The following is an 18,408-nucleotide window of genomic DNA, read 5'->3' on the forward strand; positions in this document are numbered from 1 at the left end:
CGGTGACGAGCGTCTATTAAGGTGGTGAATCGAAATGGCATCATTACGTGAGATCCAGATGCGGATCACCTCGACCCAAAGCACGAAGCAAATCACGAAAGCGATGAACATGGTGTCGGCATCAAAGTTGAACCGGGCCCAAGGGAACAACGCCAACTTCAAGCCGTACATGGACAAGTTGCAAGAAGTCATCTCGTCGATCGCCGGTGGTACATCAGGCGCGACACACCCGATGCTTCAAGTACGTCCCGTCAAACGGACTGGTTATATCGTCATCACGTCAGACCGCGGACTCGCAGGTGGATACAACGCCAGCGTCTTGCGTGACGTGTACCGTGAACTCAAAGACAAGCACACATCAACAGATGAGTATCGTCTTTACGTAATCGGGAAAGTCGGTGTCCAGTTCTTCAAGTCACGCAACATTCCGGTGTATAGCGCGATGACAGGGCTAAACGACCAACCAACTTTTGTTGAAGTCGCAGAAATCGTCAAACAGACGGTAGGTGCCTTCAGCGAGGGCGAGATTGATGAATTGAAGCTTTGCTACAACTCGTTCATCTCGGTCATCAGCCAAGAAGTGAAGATTCAACAATTGCTCCCGCTCGGGGATATCGAACAGTCCGCATCCAATGTGATGTATGAATACGAACCAGAAGAAGAAACGATCTTAGCGGCGCTCCTCCCACGTTATGCGGAAGGACTCATCTACGGCGCATTGCTCGATGCGAAAGTGTCAGAGCACGCAGCCCGGATGACGGCGATGTCGAGTGCGACAGACAATGCGGATGAACTCATTCGCGGACTCAAACTCAAATTCAACCGCGCGCGTCAAGCAGCGATCACACAAGAAATCACAGAGATTGTCGGAGGTGCGTCGGCGCTTGAATAAGCGCACGCCCTCTAGATTGTAGGAGGCTAACACGATGAACGAATACGGCATGAAAGGCCGCGTAGTCGCAGTCATGGGCCCAGTTATCGACGTAAAGTTCGACAACCACTTACCGAACATCTACAACGCTCTCAAAGTCACACACGTGGCAGCGACAGCGGACGATGTTAGTGTCGACTTGACGCTCGAAGTAGCTGTTCACCTTGGTGACGACACGGTCCGTACGATTGCGATGGACTCAACTGACGGCGTTCGCCGCGGTATGGAAGTACTTGACTTAGGTTCACCGATTTCGGTACCAGTTGGAGAAGCGACACTTGGACGTGTCTTCAACGTTCTCGGTAACCCAATCGATGATAAAGAAGTGGCAGCTGACGTGCTTCGTGCACCGATTCACCGTCAAGCGCCAACATTTGACGAATTGTCAACGAAAGTTGAAATCCTTGAAACAGGGATCAAAGTCGTCGACCTTCTCGCACCATACATCAAAGGTGGTAAAATCGGCCTCTTCGGTGGTGCCGGTGTAGGGAAGACCGTCCTCATCCAGGAACTCATCAACAACATCGCGCAAGAGCACAGCGGGATTTCTGTATTCGCAGGAGTCGGTGAGCGTACGCGTGAAGGAAATGACTTGTTCCACGAGATGACGGACTCAGGCGTTATCAAGCAAACAGCGATGGTCTTCGGTCAGATGAACGAACCACCTGGTGCACGTCTCCGTGTTGCCTTGACTGGTTTGACAATGGCAGAATACTTCCGTGATGAGCAAGGACAAGACGTTCTTCTCTTCGTTGATAACATCTTCCGTTTCACACAAGCAGGTTCTGAGGTTTCGGCCCTTCTTGGACGTATGCCATCGGCGGTAGGTTACCAGCCGACGCTTGCGACTGAAATGGGTATGCTTCAAGAGCGAATCACATCGACTGCAAAAGGATCGGTTACATCGATTCAAGCGGTTTATGTACCAGCCGATGACTATACGGACCCGGCTCCAGCAACAACGTTCGCTCACCTTGATGCAACAACAAACCTTGAGCGTCGTCTTTCGGAGATGGGGATTTACCCAGCCGTTGACCCGCTCGCATCGACTTCACGTGCCCTCTCTCCTGAAATCGTAGGGAAAGAGCACTATGAGGTCGCACGTAACGTTCAACAGACGCTTCAGCGTTATAAAGAACTTCAAGACATCATCGCCATCCTCGGGATGGACGAGTTGTCTGAAGACGATAAACTCACGGTTCACCGTGCACGTCGTATTCAGTTCTTCTTATCACAAAACTTCCACGTGGCTGAGCAGTTCACGGGCCAAAAAGGTTCGTACGTGCCAGTCAAAGAGACAGTACGCGGCTTCAAAGAGATCCTCGAAGGTAAACACGACGATCTTCCTGAAGATGCATTCCGTCTCGTCGGTCCAATCGAAGACGTCATCGAAAAAGCGAAGACGTTGGTCTAAGACCTACGCGGAAGGGGGAAACTAGACGATGAATACTGTTCACGTCAACGTCGTCACCCCGGATGGTGCAGCCTTTGAAGGAGACGCACGAATGGTCATCGCCAAATCGGTCACTGGTGAGCTCGGTATCTTACCGAAGCACATCCCGATGGTGACGCCACTCGACGTCTCAGTCCTCAAGCTGCGCCACGAAGATGGTGGACGCACGCTGATCGCAATCAGCGGCGGTTTCATGGAAGTTCGTCCCGACACGGTGACGATCTTAGCTGAAACAGCCGAAATGGCGGATAAGATTGACTATGACCGCGCTTCTGCGGCGAAGGTTCGTGCCGAGCGTCGTCTTCAAGACACGAAGCTCTCGGAACTCGAATTTCGTCGTGCGGAACTTGCGCTCAAAAAAGCGATCAACCGCTTAAGCATTCGCGATATGAAAGAATAAGAATGACTCTCACACGAAAGTGTGGGAGTTTTTTTGTTGGTTTTGGAAAAGATGGGTCTTTTGTCGTGCTTCTAAATGACGGGACTAGTAAAAAATATATGGGAGAAGACCGATAATAAAGGTGGGAACTACCGTAAAGGAGATTAGGGAATGAAAGTTTACGTTGCGCGACAACCAATTTTTGACCAACAATTACGCGTTTGCGGCTACGAATTGTTATATCGCCGCAGCGAAAATAATATTTTTGAGAATGTAGATGATTCGTTAGCAACGGCTGACGTCATTCATAACGCGTACCTTGTGTTCAATTTTCGGGAATTGACAGAAGGTACGCGTGCGTTCATCAACTTCCCTCAGACGTTGATTGAAGGGGAGGTGCCTTCGTTGCTACCCCGTCAATCGCTCGTCGTCGAAGTGCTCGAACATGTCGAACCGACGGAAAAAGTATTACAGTCTCTCCGCTCGTTGAGACGTCAAGGTTATACGATTGCATTGGATGATTTCGTATTTGAAGAGAAGTATCGCCCATTGATTGGACTCGCCGACATCATCAAAATCGACTATCAAGCGACCCCGGTGGACCAGCAGCAAAAATTGATTGATGCGCTCGGACACCGAGTCGAATTTTTGGCGGAAAAAATCGAGACACCCGCAGAGTACGAGATTGCGAAACGACTCGGATATAAGATGTTCCAAGGATACTTCTTTAGTCGCCCCATCGTGGTGCACGGGGCCGAAGTCCATCCGTTACGTCACACGCTCATTGAAGTGTTAAAAGAGCTCGATCGTCCGGAACCGAGCTTCCGACGGATCTCATCGCAAATTGAGCGAAGTGTCGACTTATCCTATAAGATGCTTCGCTCAGTCAATACGGTGTATCAAAAAGGTCGACATACCATTCAATCCATCGAGCAAGCCGTCGCACGAATCGGACTAGATGAGTTGAAACGATGGTCGTATTTGATGCTCTTACGGGAGATGCAGACGTCTGAATCGAAAGAACTGATCAAACAGAGTGTCATCCGCGGAAAAATGATGGAATTGATTGCGGAGGATACATTGACAGATGTATTACCGTTTGATGCATTCATTACAGGAATCTTCTCATCACTCGACGTCATTCTCGATGAGGCGATGCAAACGTTGATTGCAGAGCTTCCGGTGGCGCCTCCTGTTAAGGCAGCGTTACTCGGTGAACAGAATGGTTTGCGAAAGTTGTTAGAGGATGTGATCGCCTACGAACAGTTGACGATTCCACTCCATAACACAGATTCGGATTGGTCTCAATATTACGTCGAAGCGATTCGATGGTCTCGTAGCCTTGACGAATCGATTGAATAATGTTTGAAATATGTGAGGGGCGTCAATTACTGTAGTATGGCCTTACTGCTGATGACGTCCCTTTTGGTGTGCTTGTAGAGAAAGTGAGTTGATCGAATGGTTCAAACCGCTCGAAGCTTAAGACCCTAAGTCTTTTTTTCTCTAACATGTCATGATATGATTGAAAATGGTACGAATTTTAGAAAAGAGGGGAATCGTCGATGGTCAATACCGTATTTTCGCTAGCGATTTATATCATAGCGATCTACGTTGCTTGGTGGGCACTCTTACCCGTCAAATGGGACAAGGTGCTCAATCAAGTGAGGAGTCCGCAAGCTGCTGTCTTGCGCGTCCTCGTAGCGGTTGTCTTCGGTTCGCTGATTGCCCAGTTCTTTTTGGAGTATATTCGACTGGCGCAGGCGCTCGCACCTATACAGTAGTCGCAGAATATTTAACAAACTGTAATCCTGCTGTAACGACTCCTATATGATTATCATGTAGGATAAATTCGTCTGACATGATGTTTTTTCATTCAGTTTGCACTTATTTATTATTCAGATTGATTAATGAATGAAAAATCATCACGTTTTGCAAACCATTCAAATAATCGACATCATCACATCCGGATTCGGATATCGACGCACTATATAAAAAAACAATGAAGTTGGAGGACAAAGAGAGATATGAAGGATTTGATCGTAGTCCGTGGAGGACGTAAACTGTCAGGTACTGTGCGCGTTGAGGGAGCAAAAAACGCCGTACTCAAAACATTGGTTGCCACTCTATTAGCTAGCGAAGGAAAGTCAATCTTACAAAACGTACCACGTCTTGCTGACGTGTACACGATTAACAAAGTACTTCGTCACCTCGGTGCAGAGGTATCGTTCAATGAAGAAAAGAATGAAGTAACTGTCGATGCGTCGGGCGACATCAAAGATGAAGCACCGCTTGAATACGTGCGGAAGATGCGTGCTTCAATCCTCGTCATGGGACCTCTTCTTGCCCGTCTCGGTCACGCTCGTGTAGCGATGCCAGGCGGATGCTCAATCGGCTCACGTCCGATTGACCTCCACTTAAAAGGATTCGAAGCGATGGGTGCGAAAACGGTCATCGGAAACGGATTCGTGGAAGCTTCTGTAGAAGGCCGTCTCCAAGGCGCTAAAATCTACTTGGACTTCCCATCTGTTGGTGCGACAGAGAACATCATGATGGCAGCTGTGCTCGCAGAGGGTACGACCATCATCGAGAACGTTGCAAAAGAACCTGAGATCGTCGACCTTGCGAACTTCTTAAACGGAATGGGCGCACACGTCCGTGGGGCAGGTACAGAAACGATCCGCATCGAAGGTGTCGAAACACTTCGCGGTGCAGAACACTCAATCATCCCTGACCGCATCGAAGCAGGCACGTTCCTCGTCGCAGGGGCAATCACCGGTAGTGACATCGAAGTCATCGGTGCAGAACGTGAGCACCTTCGTCCATTGATTTCAAAAATGGAAGAGATGGGTGTCCACTTCGAGGATACGGCAGAAGGCATGCGTGTCACGGCACCAGACGAATTGAAGCCGGTTGATGTGAAGACGATGCCACACCCGGGATTCCCGACAGACATGCAGTCACAAATGATGGCACTCGTCTTGAAAGCGGGCGGCACTTCTGTCATCACGGAAACGGTGTTTGAGAATCGCTTCATGCACGTCGAAGAGTTCCGCCGTATGAACGCAGACATTAAGATTGAAGGACGTTCGGCAATCGTCAAAGGTGGCGTACGCCTTCAAGGAGCGGAAGTTGTCGCAACGGACCTTCGTGCCGGAGCAGCACTTATTCTAGCAGGTCTCATCGCGGAAGAAGAAACACGCGTTGGAGATTTATATCATATCGACCGTGGATACGTTGATTTCCACAAGAAACTTCAAGCACTCGGTGCTGACATCGAGCGTATTGAAGGAACTGTCGAAGTTGCTGAAGAAATGGTTCAGAACTAAGAGACGAGCACGAATGAGAGGGCGAGGAGAGACTCTTCTCGCTCTTTTCAATGAAGAATCGAACGGAGGAACCTATACATCATGTTTTCAAAAGATATCGGGATTGATTTAGGGACAGCAAACGTTGTCATTCACGTCAAAGGGAAAGGAATCGTCTTAGACGAGCCTTCAGTCGTTGCGATAAAGCGCTCTACAGGAAAAGTACTAGCAGTCGGTTCAGAAGCGTATGAGATGGTTGGTCGTACACCTGGTGATATCGTGGCGATCCGTCCTCTCCGTGACGGAGTCATCGCCGATTTCGCCACAACAGAAGAAATGCTCCGTCACTTCATCGAGAAAATTCAAGTCCGAGGCTTCTTCGGGGGAATTCGCATGCTGATTTGTACACCTGCGAACGTCACACCGGTTGAAGAAAAAGCCATTCGTGAAGCAGCTGAGAAAGCAGGCGCGAAGGAAGTTTTCCTCGCCGTCGAACCAAAAGCGGCAGCAGTCGGTTCAGGCATGGATATTTGGAAGCCGGTCGGTCACATGATCATCGATATCGGTGGTGGGACGACCGACGTCGCCATTTTATCAATGGGAGACATCGTCTGCGGTGAAACCATCAAGATTGCAGGGGATCGCTTCGATACAGACATCCTTCGTGCCATCAAAGAGAAGCACAAGCTGATCATCGGAGAACGTACGGCTGAACAAATCAAGAAAGAAATCGCGACGGTTTTCCCAGGAGGGCGTAACGAATCGATGGATATTCGCGGACGTGACATGGTACGTGGATTGCCACGTACGGTTACTATCACGTCAGAAGAACTTCGTGAAGCGATGGCTGAATCCGCTAATGAAATCGTTGAGGCGGCGAAACGTGTCCTTGAACAGACACCGCCAGAACTTGCGGCGGATATCATCGACCGCGGAATCATCATGACAGGTGGGGGGTCACTCCTTCACGGTCTTGATCAACTTGTCGCAGAACGTGTCATGTTGCCGGTCATGATGGCTGAGGAGCCGACACTCAGTGTCGCGCACGGAACGGGAATCATGCTCGAAAACTTAGATCGATTGAAATAAACAGACAAGCGACCGCGTGCGGTCGCTTGTTTTTTGTATGTTCAACTCAATATTTCGGAGACGAGTGCCAACACGTTGCCTTCAGAATCTTTGAAGAAACTCATCCACGTTTCTGTCGTCCCCATTTTTGCCACACAGTGTGGTTCATCAATGAAAGTCACTCCTGCATTTTTCAACTGAGCATAAGCATCATCGATGGATGCGATACTCAAATAGAGAATTGGACTTGATTTTGCAAAAACATCATTCTCTGGAGGGGACAACATGAGGCGAACGCCCCCACAGTCGAAAAATGCGAGCAATCCTGCTTGAAAGAGAAAGGGTACCTCAAGCGTGTCTCGATAGAATTGAACGGCACGGTCTAAATCTTTGACAGGGATGTAGATTTGTTTGATTTGTTGAATGAGGCTCATGGGATTCATCCTTTCAATATGTATTTGAAACAGGAAGGGGTAACTCTGATTCAAGTTGACGTTGGAGACGGTTGGTAAGTCCTGTTGGGTGAGACATTAAGCCGATAGAAATATGTAATGGGAATAGGGTATGTAAGTCGCCAGGATAATATGAGCCATCTCGAGGTAACGTATGATTGACAATCCGAGAGACTCCTGAGGAATGGTCAATGTGTAAGACGATTGGAGCAGATATTCCGGTCCCTCGCTCAAGTTGTTGATGGTTAGGATAATATTCTTGTAGAAGCACCCATACATACACTTCCTGTCGAGTCGTACTCGTCCCGAGGATTTGACAGCTGGCATAAACATCCCCACCGAAATTAGGAGACATGACTTGAGTTGTCAAGTATCGCTCCAACACGTTCTGATTGACGTCGACGGATTGGGTAAGCGTGACAAATGATTCATCCGTCAAGGCAGCATAGAGCAAAGCACTCAATATCCATGTACAAAATGTCGTTATGATCAACTTTTTCAAATAAGCGCCTCCCAATACCGATGTGATGAATCATATATGTCCATCATATCTAAAGAGGATACGAATATATAGGTCATTCGTGGGAAAAATTGTATATAATGAAATCATTAATCAATGTGAGGGGAATCATGATGGCGCCGATTCACTAATAGACTGAACAGAATAATCAAATAGAATCGGAGGACATCATGAACAAACCACTTACACTCATTACGGGCGTCAGCCGCCATCAAGGCATCGGAGCTGCGATTGCACGAAAACTAGCACATGAAGGGCACAACCTTTATTTGACACACTGGAGTCCGTTTGACGCGACCGACGGAATCGGGGAAGAGAGAGACTTCATCGAACGATTCGTTCAAGAGTTGACCGAACAGGGTGCCCGTGTCGAACATGAGGCGTATGACCTAGCCTCGGGTGACGAAGTCGGGCTACTTAATCGGATTGAAGCCAAGCTCGGGATTCCGAGCAGGCTGATTCATAACGCGACCTATGAGCGACATGTCAACGTTGAGAACTTTACAACCGACGTATTGAGAAAACATTACCTGGTGAATAACGAAGGGACACTCGGACTCACCTTTGCGTTTATTGAGCGCTATAAACAAGCGGGACATCAAGATGGGCGAATCCTGTTCTTCGTATCGGGGGGACCGGATGCGAATAACCTGGCCTACATCGCAACGAAAGGTGCATTGATTGCCATCACACCTGCGTTGGCGAATGGATTAGGAGAATACGGCATTTCGGTGAATGCTCTCGATCCGGGACCGACGGATACGGGTTGGATCAATGACGAACTTCGCGAACACTTGCTACCATTATTTCCTTATAAGCGAATGGGGACGCCTGAAGATACGGCTCGCTTCGTCGCTTTCTTGATGGGCCCAGACGGCGCATGGGTGAATGGCCAACATCTTCACGTTGACGGAGGGTTTACTGGGCGCTAATAGAGAACGTTCGATGGATACAATAAAAAGAAGGCATCTCACTTTAAGTGTGAGATGTCTTTTTCAATGCCATGTATAGTCTTTATCAACAAATAAACGATTTTTTAAGTCTGTTTTAGAAATTGAAGGATTTGGTGCATCAAGCCAATCATAATAATCACAGGCACAGGAATCACCAAGTTCGATCGAATAGCCATTATTTATTGTATTAACAGTTATATCGAGTTCATGTTCAGCTAACGTCTTTTTCAATCGATAAATCGTGTTGTATACGTTGTGTAAGGCGCGTTGTGGTTCATCGATGTCCGGGTAAAGGGTTTCGGCAAGTACCCACTTATTAATGACCTGCTTACGATGAAAAACTAAGAAGGCAAATAACTCTTCTGTTTTTTGTGTTGGCCACTTCACAAGATTTCCATCTTGTGTTCGTACCGAAAAACGATCTAGAAATTGTATGCGACAAGATTGATTGAGATTCTTTTGTTGAATCGCCTCATAGCGCTGGATGATACGCGGAATGACGTTATGAATCATCTGCTCTGTGATGGGCTTCAACAAGTAATGCGTGGCATGCAAATTGAACGCTTCAACGGCATACTGTTGATGGGCGGTCGTGAAGACGACTTGTGTCCGTTCTGGCAAATAGGTCGCCAATTCGAGCCCCGTCATTTCAGGCATCTCGATATCTAAAAAGACAAGGTCTACCGGGTGCTCTTGAATAAAAGTGAGAGCTTGAACCGGACTTTGGAATGAACCAACCCACTCAAGAGACGGCTCTTCTTTTACAATCCGCTCCATCATCCCTAAAATATGATGTTCATCTTCAATTAAAATCGTACGCATCTAAATGATTCGTCCTTTCCTGTTTTGGTAAACGCAGGTGAATGGTGGTGCCTTTTTTCAAAGTGGAAGCTAAGTCAAACGTTGCACCATGAAGGTGTTCGATTCGACTTTTAATATTGCAAATCCCAATCCCAGATGTTTTGTTTGATACGTTTGGATCAAAACCACTCCCTGTATCTTGAACATAAATCTCAATCATTCCGTTTCGTTCCTGGATAGAAAGTGTCAATCGCTTTTGTCCTGGGTGTCGATAGAGGCCATGTCGCACGGCATTTTCAACGAGTGGTTGAATTAATAAAGGTGGAATCGAACAGTCGAGAAGAGATTCATCAATTTTTTTCTCGACGTAGAACGAATCACGGAATCGCGTCTGTTCAATGGCGAGATACGAGTCAATCATATCGACTTCTTGGCGAATCGATATCTCGTTTTCGGTTCGACCATTTTCAAAAATGAAGCGGACGTAAGTGCTTAAGTGACTGAGTAGACGAGCCGCATCGGGTGGAGACGTGTAACAGAGTGCAATCACATTCCCGAACGTATTGTAAAGGAAGTGAGGTTTGATTTGAGCGTTGAAGAAGGACAACTCATGCTGGGAAGCCAACACTTCGACTTGTTGTTTTTTTCTTTTGTCGGTAGACAAGTGAATCGGTAGAAGTAAAAACATCAATAGGAAATAAATGATGGTAAACGTATTGGCGTACAGCTGCTGATTGGGCGAAACGATGAACGTTGACGTCATGATTCCGATATACCCGACGAGTTGGGCGAGTGTGAAAGTTAGTAATTCGAGCGGATTGCCGGTCTTATACTTTTCAAGGAGCCATCCGATGTTCAAGCCGACCCAAAAGAACGTGATGAATAGAACGATCATCCATACAAAATATTCGAACACCTCGTAAACGGAAGCGGGCAAGAGGATGGCTAAACCAGTCAATCCGTACAACGGGTACCTCGAAATGGCCAAAAACCGGTCAAACGACACACGTTCCAAACATCTTGAAAACTCAATCAACATGATGATGCTCAGTAAGGCTAAACTCAACGTCAACTTATCACTACCCGAGATCCACATGCCATCTCGGGACATGATGGAAAAACTCGTCAACAAAAAGAAAGCTGTCCCGAAACCGTACAAGCGTTCATTTCGGTGAAAGAGATAGACGATGGCATAGAACATGGCAATCAAAAGTGAAATGAGCAATATGAAAAATTCGTAGCCGGCATAAGCGTTTTGAGTGGTCATGATGGCATGTAACGGTCCGACTAATATACTTTCTTCGATGGGTGCAAAATTACCTGCCTGTCGTTCATGTTGAATCGTCAGTCGGAATTGTTTTGTTTCATCATCGAGCAAGAGCAGAGACGGCTGCTCGACGAGACGATTGTTTCCAATTTGTACCGTTTCAACCATTTTCCCATCTATCAAAATCGTAGAAGAGGAGAGGGACTTTGGAATGAGCAAGGCATACGTACCGTTCGGCAACGCGAGATCGAGTTCATAGGTGGATTCACGATAAGGGGTTGTAAACGGAATGGTTCGATAGGAGCGGCGATCAACTTGGGTGACAATCCCTGACTCATAGCGCCATGAGCCGTCTAGTCGCAAAATCTCTTCGTCGACAGTAGAAGAGAGAAGAGAAGCTTCGCCCTTGTTAACGGTGACGATCGGATTGATCGACTGATGTCGAATCAATAAAGTGAGACTGACACCAACCAACAACACAAGGATGAAGATAAACGTCATTCGATTACGCGTCATGAGCACATTCCCTTCAATCTTTGTGAGTTTCTTGTGAGGTCATTCCGTTATTCTTCCTAATAGGTGAATGAATTTTTGAAGTGACTCTCCGTCTCATCATCGTACCCGAACTTTTTTTGTTTGAACAGAAAAAGTCATTCACCGTACGAAGTGAGGCATTCTAAGAGTGAAGGAAGAAGGCATTCCATGAAACGTTGGATTGAACAACGCATTAGTCGACAAGTTATGACGATTTTTTATATATTGATTGCCTTAGTGACACTCACATCGATTGGGACCTATTTTTATACACAGCAATCGATTCAAGAGACGACCGTAAAATTAGAACGAATTAGTGAGCAACGTGCACGGGCGACAGATCTGTTTGAAACGTGGCAATCGATGCAATATGAATTACGAGGGCACGTCCTGTTAGGAGAACGTGCGCTATTAGAAGAAGTAAGAACAGCTCAAACGAATATCGACGAGCAAACGACATGGTTCGAAGAACAGGCAAGAAACGTGGAAGAAGTACAGTTCGCAGAGGATGCGAGACTTCTCTTCTCGATCTATACGACACGCGTCATGCCGGCACTTGAGCAGTATGTGATTGCGAAGCAGGCAGGAGAAATCGATGAATCGTTCCTGCAGATGCGCACCGTAGGGCAATTCATGCCGAAAAATGAAACATCGACTCAGACACGATTTAAACTGAACTCAAGTAGTGCTGCCGATATGAGTGCGAGCATCGTCGATATGGAGTCGGTCTTTACCGACTATCGACAAAATCTTGATTTTCAAGAAAGTGAATTGCGAGATGCGCTGTCAAAACAGTTAGTGAAAGCCCAATGGATGTGGCTTTTGATTCTACTCGGGGCATTGTTCATATTGTTTGTCGGGTTGCAGCCATATATTTTAAGGTTGACCAATCAACTGCAGACGCTGATGGTAAACAGTGAGCGTCTCGCGAGCAACCCGAGCGCGACACTCATCCCGATTAAACCGCTACAAAACGAAGTCGGACAGTTGTCGAAAGCGTTTAATGAGATGGCGACCTCACTTCGGACCCAACAAGATCAAGTCGATCGTGAACGAGAGAAGACCGCTCGAATTTTGCACACGATGCGCGATTCTATCGTCTATACGGAACTCGAGACGAATGAACGATTCGTGAATAGTGCACTCTTTGACTTGTATGAGCATCCACTTCCATCAACGGAACGGGGCAGTCTATACCCGATTGCGATGTACTATCCGATGTTCATGAACCAGATTGACGATCCGGAGAGGTTGAATCAATTCACAAAACGTGCAAAAGAAGAAGGTATATTCGATGAAACGTATACGTATACGATGCAGGAAGGTCAGAAAACGATTCGCATGTACGCCGAACCGATTGATCTGCAAAATGAACGCGTGGGTGTCATCTTCGTCTCACGAGATATTACCCAGGAAACAGAAATCAATCGCTTGAAGACAGAACTTGTGGCGACAGTATCCCATGAGCTTCGGACGCCCCTTACCTCGATTCTCGGTTTTTCAGAACTGCTCAAAAGGCGTCAATTGGAAAACACGAAGCGAGAGCGCTATTTAGACATGATTGCGAGTGAGACAAAGCGGCTCGAACGTCTCGTGAGTGACTTGCTAGATGTTCAAAAAATGGAGGCGGGTATGAGCGTACCAGACTTTAAAGTAGAGAGTCTATATGATTTATTATCAGATCTACTCGAAATCCATGCAGGATCGACGGAGCATCATTTCTTCCACTTTGATTGTGACGAATCGTTATTTGTCGCAGGAGATCCGGCCCAATTACGTCAAGTCTTCTCAAACATCCTGAACAATGCCATCAAATATTCACCGAACGGTGGGAATGTGACGGTTGATGTCACGTGTGAGGGTGACACGATTCAAATCGGGATATCGGACGAAGGATTAGGTATTTCGGAAGAAGATGCGACGCGAATCTTTGATAAATTTTATCGTTCGGCCTCGGAAGAAAGTAAACGCATCGGTGGAACCGGCTTAGGTTTAGCGATCTGTAAAGAGATCGTTCAACTGCACGGTGGTACCATCTCTGTTCAATCTCAACTAGGAGAAGGAACGACGATGATTGTTGAGTTACCGATGGTCGACCATGTCAATGAAGAGAGTTCATCCTAATTTATGGGATGAACTTTTTTGAAAAAACGGTGAATGTCACGCTCGTTTGGTACGATATAGAGAGTGAATCATGTTATAGGATGAAAGGAAGACGATTATGCTACGCGGATTATATACAGCAGCGGGAGCGATGAATGCCCTGCAGCGCCAACAAGAGATTTTGAGCAACAACCTTGGTAACGTGAGAACACCAGGCTTCAAAGCGTCTGATGGCGTGGTACGTTCGTTTCCGGAGATGCTTCTTGCACAAGTCAGCAATCCGGATAACGCGAAATCGCGCGTGAAGGGAGAAGTAGGTACCCTATCAATGGGCGTCTATCTTCAAGAAACAATGCCCCGTTTCTCAGCTGGAAGTATCACAGAATCCGGTAGCCCGACCGACCTGTATTTAAAGGCACCTACTAATTTTGCGGGAGCCCCGATGTTTGCGGTCGAACAAGGCGGCGAGACGTTGTATACGACAAATGGACGCTTCTCGATCGATGAGGCGCTCTTCCTTCGTTCTGCGGACGGCGGATATATCCTTTCTGATGAAGGGGAACGAATCCAACTGCCATCGAGCGAGTTTCAAGTAGGGAAAGATGGTGTCATCACATCGCTTGGACAAAACGTGGCGACTCTTGGTGCCTACCAAATCGATGACTTGACGACTCTTGAACAAGTCGGCAATGACTGGCGTGTGACGGGTGATGCCCCGGCGCCGGCCCAGGTCGAAGTACTACAAGGATTTATTGAAGAAGCGAACGTCAACCTCGACCAGACGATGGCAGACTTGATGATGACGTATCGTCAGTTTGAGGCGAATCAAAAGGTCGTCCAAGCGTATGATAAAAGTGCCGAGCGAGCAATCGAAATCGCTCGTATTCGTTAAGGAGGAACACCATGCAGTCCATTTATAACTCGGTCAACTCTCTGTCTCAACTTCAGCGTCAATTAGATGTGACAGGTCACAATATCGCAAACGTCGATACGGTCGGCTTTAAGCGTCAACAGGGGCATTTTGCTTCGCTATTGTCGCAGGCGTATAACAACCAACCGCGTCCTGAATTCGAAGTCGGTCGAGACACACCGAACGGGATTCGGATTGGAGTCGGGGGACATGTCGCCGATATTACACAGCAGTTCAATATCGGACAAGTACGTACGACAGATCGTGGATTGGACGTCTTTTTAAAGGCGAGCCGTCAATTTTTTGTCGTGGACACGCCGAACGGTGTCGGGGTGACTCGAAGTGGAAACATGCAATTGTCAGTCGGTGACGAGACGACGCTCGTTGATGTGAACGGGAATCCGCTTCTTGGAGATGACGGTAATCCAATCACGATGCCGAACGATGCGACGAATCAGCGCATTCGTCAAGACGGTGTGGTCGTTGCGAGTGTGAATGGCGTTGAACAAGAATTCGGACGTCTCGACATCGTAGAAGTCCGCAATACGTCGGAATTACGTCCGCTCGGAGATAACGTGTTCGCAGCGGATTTGGAGACCGAAGTCGATCGTCCACTCGGAAATCTATTGATTGAAGGGACACTCGAGTCATCGAACGTTGATTTGACGAAAGAGATGACTGATATGACAATCACACAACGAGCATATCAAATGAACTCACGGGCGATGTCGATGAGCGATCAGATGATGGGGCTTGTCACGGCGTTACGTCCATAACGCCTACCGCTTCTCGAGCCGAGAAGCGGTTTTTTTATAGACAAAGGGGGAGAAGCATCAATGCGGATTGTAGTCGCGATGGATTCATTCAAAGGCTCACTTTCGAGTATGGAAGCAAATCAAGCGGTCCTTCGTGCGCTTGAAGGGCATGAGGTCACCATCATACCGATCTCTGACGGAGGAGAAGGTTTTTTGGATGCTTGGATTGCGACACATGCGGATGGGACCATTATAGAAGAAAGCGTCATGTGTTTGGACGGGACACGACGCGTTGCACGTTTTGGTTTCGAGCCGTCAACGAGGCACGCGGTAATCGAAGTGGCGGAAACAGCAGGATTGACACTCCTCGCTCATGTCGATCCGTGGCGCTACAGTTCAGTCGGAGTCGGTCAACAGATCGTTCAAGCGCTAGAGCGTGGGGCGAGGATCATCACCATCGGGCTCGGAGGGAGCGGGACGATGGATGGTGGAAAAGGATTGCTTGAGGCGTTAGGTGTTCGTTTTCTTGATGCGAACGGTGCTGTGCTATCGACCATCCCCCATCGAGTAGAAGAAGTGGTATCAATTGATTGGTCCGGTCTTCATCCGCGTGCGCGTGAGGTCGTATGGAGAATGTCTTCCGATGTACAGAACCCATTGATTGGTGGAAGCGGAGCAGCCTATGTGTTTGGACCCCAGAAAGGATTGGCGGCAGATGTAGTGAAGCGATATGACCGGATCCTGGATCACTACGCGAACTGTTTTGAAGTAGATAGAAGAGCACTTCCTGGAGCAGGGGCGGCTGGCGGCATCGGCTTTGCGCTATTGCAGCTTGGTGCAATCTACGTGAGTGGCGTCGAAGAAGTGGTCAGTTGGTCTAAGCTCGAAGAACAGTTAGAAAAAGCAGATTGGCTGATTACAGGAGAGGGTAAATTTGACGCGCAAAGCTTTGAGGGAAAGGCACCGTATGGGTTGGCACGCCTTGCGAATACGCATGGGGTCCCGACCCTCGTCTTCACCGGACAGTCCGATTACACATCGCATATGGAGTCCGGCATCGTCGCCATTTTTCCGATCGTGTCTCGAATCATGACGTTAGAAGAAGCGATTTGGGAAGCAGCTCCACTATTGACGAATGCGGTCCAACGCGTGCGTCATGTCATTGAAAAGGCGCCACGACAGTAGTCGGGCGCCTTCGCATTCATAAAGAACGATCTTTTAGCAGATCACGAATCTCTGTCAACAGTTGCTCTTCTTTCGTTGGGGTCGGAATAGCAGCTTCCTCCACTTCTTTTTCACGCTGTAAACGATTGATGACTTTGACAACCAAGAAGAGGGCGATGGCGATCAAGAAGAAGGACACAATCTGTTGAATAAAATTGCCATATAACACATCCACTCCGAGTACACTTGCTTTTAAGCCAGAAAAATCGATTCCTCCAATAATGATTCCGAGAAGCGGCATAAAGATATCATTGACGAGTGAGTTCACGATGGCAGTGAACGCTGCACCAAGTACGACAGCAATCGCCAAGTCGATGACATTCCCACGCATCGCGAATTTTTTAAATTCTTTCCACATAAACAAACCTCCTGACGTTGAATAATTTAAGCGTAGCATATTTGAAAGGAAGAAATAAATAAATCGTTCGACTTCTATAAGGGAAGGATGCTTGTTCGACTTTTCTGCATAGGGTACACTAAAAAGGTAGCAATTTACGCATTTTAATACCAGGTACTAATATGATATAATCATTTTAGCTGAAAGGATGGTTGGACGTGTCGAACGATGAACAGACGAGTTCGGAAGAACAAAAAGGTTCACCAGAACAAGAGACGAAGCAGACAAAGCAATCGCGATTATCGAATCATCGTCGATTCCCGATTTTACTGCGCGTGCTCGTTGTTTTAGTGTTGGCAATCGCGATGCTCGCCCTCGGAGCGGTCATCGGATATAGCGTCATTGGCGGAGGCGATTGGAAAGATGTATTTGACATCGAGACCTGGCGCCATATCACCGATTTTTGGCTAACCTCTTAAAGGCGGTGGATGGATGTATACAATTGAGCAAATCAAAGAAGTAATCCCACACAGATACCCGTTTCTGTTAATTGATCGAATTATCGAAGTCGAGGAAAAGAAGCGTGCTGTTGGATTAAAAAATGTCACGGCGAATGAAGAGTTCTTTAACGGGCATTTCCCAGACTATAATGTCATGCCAGGTGTCTTGATTGTTGAAGCACTCGCACAAGTCGGTGCTTTTGCAATGTTGAAAGACGAATCGAATCGAGGCAAGCTCGCCTTTTTTGCAGGGATTGACAACTGCCGTTTCAAACGCCAAGTCGTCCCGGGTGATCAACTTCGCCTCGAGGTAGAAATCATGAAAATTCGTGGACCAATCGGTAAAGGACGTGCCGTGGCCACGGTCGACGGAGAAGTTGCTTGTGAAGCAGAACTCACTTTCGCCTTGAAGTAAGGAGAAATGGGATGCGTGCTTTAGTCATTGTATTATTAGTTGGCTTGATGACGATTGTGGGTTGTCAGCAGCTCCAGACAGAAGAGTCGAGTGAAGAGAACGTCGTTTACGAGCAAAATGTGGATGAAACGATGATTGATAAACGTGCAGGACAGTCCGATGCAATCGCCGTTTCTCTTGAACGAACGAATAACACGACGATGCTCTTCACGATTCGAATGCTCGAAAATCGTCGTCTTGATCCGACGACGGTCATGAGTTATGAGGTCGAAGGCGAACGCGTTGCGATTCCATTTGGTGAACTGATTGCAGAGCGTGAAGAGGATATTCGGACGTATGAGTATCAGACGGACGTAGACCCGGATCTGTTCGTATCAGAGACACTTCCACTCTTCCATCTCGTTGAAGAAGGTGAATCGGAAGTCACGATACCACTCGAAGTCATTAATTCGACAAATGGTGAATAAGAAACAGGCGATGTTGTCGAAAATCGCCTGTTTT

20 protein-coding genes are annotated in these 18,408 nt (G+C 47.4%); 15 read left to right on the forward strand and 5 right to left on the reverse strand.

Features of this window, described 5'->3' with window-relative positions; all coding sequences use genetic code 11:
- Window positions 1–34: 34 nt before the first annotated feature.
- The 7 genes from atpG (at window position 35) to mreB (ending at window position 7,157) form a co-directional block, all read left to right on the forward strand.
- A complete protein-coding gene (gene atpG / locus KNO61_RS09385; RefSeq protein WP_012727356.1) occupies window positions 35–892 on the forward strand; it encodes an ATP synthase F1 subunit gamma in 858 nt (285 codons plus the stop codon).
- 34 nt (window positions 893–926) lie between these two features.
- On the forward strand, window positions 927–2,345 hold the full coding sequence (gene atpD, locus KNO61_RS09390; RefSeq protein ID WP_012727355.1) for a F0F1 ATP synthase subunit beta: 1,419 nt from the start codon (window positions 927–929) through the stop codon (window positions 2,343–2,345).
- A gap of 28 nt (window positions 2,346–2,373) precedes the next feature.
- Window positions 2,374–2,784: a F0F1 ATP synthase subunit epsilon gene (locus tag KNO61_RS09395; RefSeq protein WP_012727354.1), complete on the forward strand. Its 411-nt coding sequence runs from the start codon at window positions 2,374–2,376 to the stop codon at window positions 2,782–2,784.
- Between the two features lie 150 nt (window positions 2,785–2,934).
- Window positions 2,935–4,125, forward strand: a complete 1,191-nt coding sequence (locus tag KNO61_RS09400; protein ID WP_047794825.1) for an EAL and HDOD domain-containing protein — start codon at window positions 2,935–2,937, stop codon at window positions 4,123–4,125.
- Window positions 4,126–4,325: 200 nt separating this feature from the next.
- Window positions 4,326–4,544 (forward strand): DUF1146 family protein, encoded by a 219-nt coding sequence (locus KNO61_RS09405; RefSeq protein ID WP_012727352.1) that lies wholly within the window; start codon window positions 4,326–4,328, stop codon window positions 4,542–4,544.
- Between the two features lie 243 nt (window positions 4,545–4,787).
- A complete protein-coding gene (gene murA, locus KNO61_RS09410; protein ID WP_012727351.1) occupies window positions 4,788–6,089 on the forward strand; it encodes a UDP-N-acetylglucosamine 1-carboxyvinyltransferase in 1,302 nt (433 codons plus the stop codon).
- An 81-nt stretch (window positions 6,090–6,170) separates the two neighbouring features.
- Complete coding sequence (gene mreB / locus KNO61_RS09415; RefSeq protein ID WP_012727350.1) at window positions 6,171–7,157, forward strand: rod shape-determining protein; 987 nt, start codon at window positions 6,171–6,173, stop codon at window positions 7,155–7,157.
- Between the two features lie 41 nt (window positions 7,158–7,198).
- Here mreB and KNO61_RS09420 read toward each other — a convergent pair whose 3' ends face one another.
- Together KNO61_RS09420 and KNO61_RS09425 are read right to left on the reverse strand one after the other, a co-directional pair.
- Window positions 7,199–7,570 carry a VOC family protein gene (locus tag KNO61_RS09420; protein WP_214814567.1) on the reverse strand — a complete coding sequence of 124 codons (372 nt, stop codon included), beginning with the start codon at window positions 7,568–7,570 and terminating at the stop codon, window positions 7,199–7,201.
- A 13-nt stretch (window positions 7,571–7,583) separates the two neighbouring features.
- Window positions 7,584–8,090 (reverse strand): hypothetical protein, encoded by a 507-nt coding sequence (locus tag KNO61_RS09425; protein ID WP_214873043.1) that lies wholly within the window; start codon window positions 8,088–8,090, stop codon window positions 7,584–7,586.
- 188 nt (window positions 8,091–8,278) lie between these two features.
- Here KNO61_RS09425 and KNO61_RS09430 point away from each other — a divergent pair, with 188 nt between their 5' ends.
- Window positions 8,279–9,040 carry an SDR family oxidoreductase gene (locus KNO61_RS09430; protein ID WP_214687549.1) on the forward strand — a complete coding sequence of 254 codons (762 nt, stop codon included), beginning with the start codon at window positions 8,279–8,281 and terminating at the stop codon, window positions 9,038–9,040.
- Window positions 9,041–9,103: 63 nt separating this feature from the next.
- Here KNO61_RS09430 and KNO61_RS09435 read toward each other — a convergent pair whose 3' ends face one another.
- Together KNO61_RS09435 and KNO61_RS09440 are read right to left on the reverse strand one after the other, a co-directional pair.
- Complete coding sequence (locus KNO61_RS09435; protein ID WP_214686045.1) at window positions 9,104–9,883, reverse strand: response regulator; 780 nt, start codon at window positions 9,881–9,883, stop codon at window positions 9,104–9,106.
- Entirely contained in the window at window positions 9,864–11,645 is a 1,782-nt protein-coding gene (locus KNO61_RS09440; RefSeq protein WP_078147652.1) for a sensor histidine kinase, read from the reverse strand. The genes KNO61_RS09435 and KNO61_RS09440 overlap by 20 nt, the downstream gene beginning before the upstream one ends.
- 186 nt (window positions 11,646–11,831) lie before the next feature.
- Between KNO61_RS09440 and KNO61_RS09445 the strand changes: the two genes are divergently transcribed.
- The 4 genes from KNO61_RS09445 to KNO61_RS09460 all read left to right on the forward strand — a co-directional run bounded on the left by KNO61_RS09445 (window position 11,832) and on the right by KNO61_RS09460 (window position 16,616).
- Window positions 11,832–13,787 (forward strand): ATP-binding protein, encoded by a 1,956-nt coding sequence (locus KNO61_RS09445; protein WP_214873046.1) that lies wholly within the window; start codon window positions 11,832–11,834, stop codon window positions 13,785–13,787.
- Window positions 13,788–13,884: 97 nt separating this feature from the next.
- Complete coding sequence (locus KNO61_RS09450) at window positions 13,885–14,658, forward strand: flagellar hook-basal body protein (RefSeq protein WP_214873048.1); 774 nt, start codon at window positions 13,885–13,887, stop codon at window positions 14,656–14,658.
- An 11-nt stretch (window positions 14,659–14,669) separates the two neighbouring features.
- Complete coding sequence (locus KNO61_RS09455; protein WP_012727342.1) at window positions 14,670–15,452, forward strand: flagellar hook-basal body protein; 783 nt, start codon at window positions 14,670–14,672, stop codon at window positions 15,450–15,452.
- A gap of 60 nt (window positions 15,453–15,512) precedes the next feature.
- A complete protein-coding gene (locus tag KNO61_RS09460) occupies window positions 15,513–16,616 on the forward strand; it encodes a glycerate kinase family protein (RefSeq protein ID WP_214873050.1) in 1,104 nt (367 codons plus the stop codon).
- A 16-nt stretch (window positions 16,617–16,632) separates the two neighbouring features.
- On the opposite strand, the gene mscL is transcribed toward KNO61_RS09460, so the two are convergent.
- Entirely contained in the window at window positions 16,633–17,013 is a 381-nt protein-coding gene (mscL, locus tag KNO61_RS09465) for a large conductance mechanosensitive channel protein MscL (RefSeq protein ID WP_214687542.1), read from the reverse strand.
- 197 nt (window positions 17,014–17,210) lie between these two features.
- Between mscL and KNO61_RS09470 the strand changes: the two genes are divergently transcribed.
- Genes KNO61_RS09470 through KNO61_RS09480 form a run of 3 tightly spaced genes read left to right on the forward strand, consistent with a single transcriptional unit; the run spans window position 17,211 to window position 18,374 of the window.
- A complete protein-coding gene (locus KNO61_RS09470) occupies window positions 17,211–17,471 on the forward strand; it encodes a DNA-directed RNA polymerase subunit beta (protein ID WP_078147647.1) in 261 nt (86 codons plus the stop codon).
- Between the two features lie 13 nt (window positions 17,472–17,484).
- The gene (gene fabZ / locus KNO61_RS09475) at window positions 17,485–17,907 is read left to right on the forward strand and encodes a 3-hydroxyacyl-ACP dehydratase FabZ (RefSeq protein WP_031422282.1); all 423 of its coding nucleotides are present in this window, start codon (window positions 17,485–17,487) and stop codon (window positions 17,905–17,907) included.
- An 11-nt stretch (window positions 17,908–17,918) separates the two neighbouring features.
- Complete coding sequence (locus tag KNO61_RS09480; protein WP_012727337.1) at window positions 17,919–18,374, forward strand: hypothetical protein; 456 nt, start codon at window positions 17,919–17,921, stop codon at window positions 18,372–18,374.
- The last annotated feature ends 34 nt before the right edge of the window (window positions 18,375–18,408 follow it).

Origin of the sequence: Exiguobacterium sp. s140 (genome assembly GCF_018617035.1) — a bacterium.
In the GTDB taxonomy this organism is placed as follows: Bacteria; Bacillota; Bacilli; order Exiguobacteriales; family Exiguobacteriaceae; genus Exiguobacterium; species Exiguobacterium profundum.